Source organism: Clostridium sp. HV4-5-A1G, from assembly GCF_900184915.1.
In the GTDB taxonomy this organism is placed as follows: Bacteria; Bacillota; Clostridia; order Clostridiales; family Clostridiaceae; genus Clostridium_B; species Clostridium_B aromativorans.
The window spans coordinates 1-2653 of record NZ_FXYI02000287.1 but is presented as its reverse complement, the minus strand read 5'-3'; the positions used below and the strand labels follow the sequence as shown (position 1 = coordinate 2653).

At 31.7% G+C, this 2653-nt stretch carries 3 protein-coding genes; 2 read left to right on the top strand and 1 reads right to left on the bottom strand.

Translation table 11 applies throughout. The features are described from left to right. The first annotated feature begins 26 nt into the window (after positions 1-26). Positions 27-284 carry a hypothetical protein gene (locus J5G60_RS17805; protein ID WP_150359030.1) on the top strand — a complete coding sequence of 86 codons (258 nt, stop codon included), beginning with the start codon at positions 27-29 and terminating at the stop codon, positions 282-284. 330 nt (positions 285-614) lie between these two features. After that, positions 615-1958 carry an Ig-like domain-containing protein gene (locus J5G60_RS17800; RefSeq protein ID WP_150359031.1) on the top strand — a complete coding sequence of 448 codons (1344 nt, stop codon included), beginning with the start codon at positions 615-617 and terminating at the stop codon, positions 1956-1958. A gap of 173 nt (positions 1959-2131) precedes the next feature. On the opposite strand, the gene lepB is transcribed toward J5G60_RS17800, so the two are convergent. Beyond that, entirely contained in the window at positions 2132-2644 is a 513-nt protein-coding gene (gene lepB, locus J5G60_RS17795) for a signal peptidase I (RefSeq protein ID WP_207876602.1), read from the bottom strand. Between the last annotated feature and the right edge of the window lie 9 nt (positions 2645-2653).

The window sequence follows — 2653 nt, the reverse complement described above, 5'->3', positions numbered from 1 at the left end:
TAATTTAATTCAGGAGGTACAAGAAAATGTTAAAGATGAAATACAAAGTAATATCAGCTGCTATGGTTATTGCACCATTATTTTTAAGTACAGGATTTGCTACAACGGTTCAAGCGTGTCCTTCTAAGGCACCTGTAGCAGTCCATAAGGTGGTACGTAAAGCAGCACCCAAACCAGTTCGCAAGACAGTAGTAAAACCAATAAATAAGTCAAAGCATAAAGTGGCACCAAAAGTAGGGCATAAAGCAGCACCAAAACCAATTACTCAAGTACAGCATAGATAAAGTAGTAATAGTCATTGCCCCGGGAAACCGGGGTTTTATTTTTTTACATAAAAGCTCCAGCCTAATCTAACCGGAGCTTTTATTAAGGAGACCATAAAAAAATAATTTAAATGAAATACTCTGTGAATAGTATATCCATAAGATATCAATTTATTCGTTATTTTTATCAAAATATCCGGATTGTGCCAATAACTTGTGAAAATGTAATTTCTTTATGTTATACATATTTATTATTATCCCAAATTATCCTCTTTATAGATAACCTGTTGAAATAAATCCAAAAAAAGATTAAACTAAATATGTGACAAGAAAATGGAAGGAAGGTCTAATATGAAAAACTTCACAAAAAATTTTATAATGCTTTGTGGAATATATGCACTTACACAAATACCGGTGCATAGTACAGTATTTGCGGCATCCAATACAGTGGACAAGTCTTCTGTGGAATCTTCAATTACACAAGTACAACAAAATAAGTCCGCAGATAACAATACAAGCATTTTAAAGAACGTTTCAAATGTAGATAATACATCTCAAAATACATATGCTAACAGTAATATTAGCGTCAATACTAATGATAACTCTCAAACAACAGTTACAAATAAAGCGCAAAAGGCTACTTCAGAAAACTTGAGTGCTAAAACAATTGACAATGTTATTACGAGGGATAATGTAGCTGTAACTAAGTCATGGAACATAAAATTTAGTGAACCTGTTGATATTAATACATTAACTGATAAAATAAAATTAACCAATGTAAAAACTGGTGAAGAAATTCCAATTGAGATGACCGCTGATAAATTATGTGAGACTATTACAGTAACATCCTCTGTGAAGTTGGATCCTCAAACAGAATACTCTTTATCTATATCACAGGATATAGTTTCAAAATTTGGGAGACAGCTTTCAAACCCTACTGTTCTTAATTTTAAAACTGCTGCAATTATATCTTCAATAAGCAATATAACTAAAACTATAAGCCAGGGAGATAGTTTTACTCTACCTGATAAAGTGACTGCAGTTATGTCAGATGGTACAACCTCTCAGGTAAGCGTTTCCTGGGACAAGTCCTCTGTCAATATAAATGTAGCTGGAAACTACACTTTTAATGGTACTGTTAAAGATTATGGAACTGTAACATTAAACTTGACTGTAAAACCGCTTCAATCAGCAAATACTATATCAAACGGCAAGAGAACTCAATCAAGCATAGGTGTTAAATTGTATAATTACCTCATAAACTATACAAACAGGAATGCTGTTTTGACAAGAGCCATACAAATACATGCAGCTCAAGGTTACGGTGATGATCCATATAGCAACAATTGTGCATTCTACCAAAGTGAAGCCCTGAGAAGTGTCGGTGTGAATGTACCAAATAGTACAGCAAATACTGCTACTTTAACTAATGTACTTTTAGGTATGGGGTGGGTAAAATCTTCAGATTTGTCTCTTTTACTACCTGGCGATATATGTTTTACAATAGGATATGGAAATGGGCCAACTCACACTTATACTTTTATGAAATGGGTAGATCCTAAGGATTTTCACTATGCATACGTATGTGATAACCAAGGCGATGAATATGCAGGTGATGCATATCATGAAAGGAATATAGATTTTCAAACATCCACTAAAGATAAAATATCATATTTCATGTATCTTCCAGTATAAAAAATAATTTACACTTTTTTGAAGCTAAGTCAATAAAGTGGGAGACAAACACTGACAGCCATTATAATTACTCGACTGATGTATTTTAAATAGAGTTAAAAAGTAAACTTTTTAACTCTATAATGTAAATTTATAATCTTAAAGTTATAATTATAAACATTATAACTTTAAGACTAAAATATCTTTATTTCACTAAATGGATAAATTCTTATAACAACATGTCCTGTTATATCTCTTACACTTATAGGCCCAAGTATCCTACTGTCAGTGCTATTACCTCTGTTATCACCAAGTACAAAAACATACCCATTAGGTACAATATACTCTGTATTAATAGAATTGGATTCAGTATCTGTACCCTTCGGGAGATAATCTTCTGAAAGAAGCTTTCCATTTAAATAGACCTTTGAATTTTTTATTCTAATCTTATCTCCAGCTATGCCTATTACTCTTTTTATATAGTTACTATTGCTTTCACGATGTGAATTAAATACAATAATTTCACCTCTATTTATGTAGCCAATTTCTGTACTCACTTTTTCTATAAATATTACATCATTATTATTAAATGTCGGTTGCATAGAAGGACCCGACACGACAACTCTTGAAAAAACATAAGATTGCAATATAAATGCAAGTCCAAAAATTATCAAAATATAAATTATATATATGTCTCTTATACACATATGACTCTG

What these genes read in the sequence shown, in the direction of transcription:
- J5G60_RS17805 (WP_150359030.1), top strand. Translation starts at nt 27, where the DNA reads ATGTTAAAGATGAAATACAAAGTAATATCAGCTGCTATGGTTATTGCA.
- J5G60_RS17800 (WP_150359031.1), top strand. Translation starts at nt 615, where the DNA reads ATGAAAAACTTCACAAAAAATTTTATAATGCTTTGTGGAATATATGCA.
- lepB (WP_207876602.1), bottom strand. Translation starts at nt 2,644, where the DNA reads ATGTGTATAAGAGACATATATATAATTTATATTTTGATAATTTTTGGA.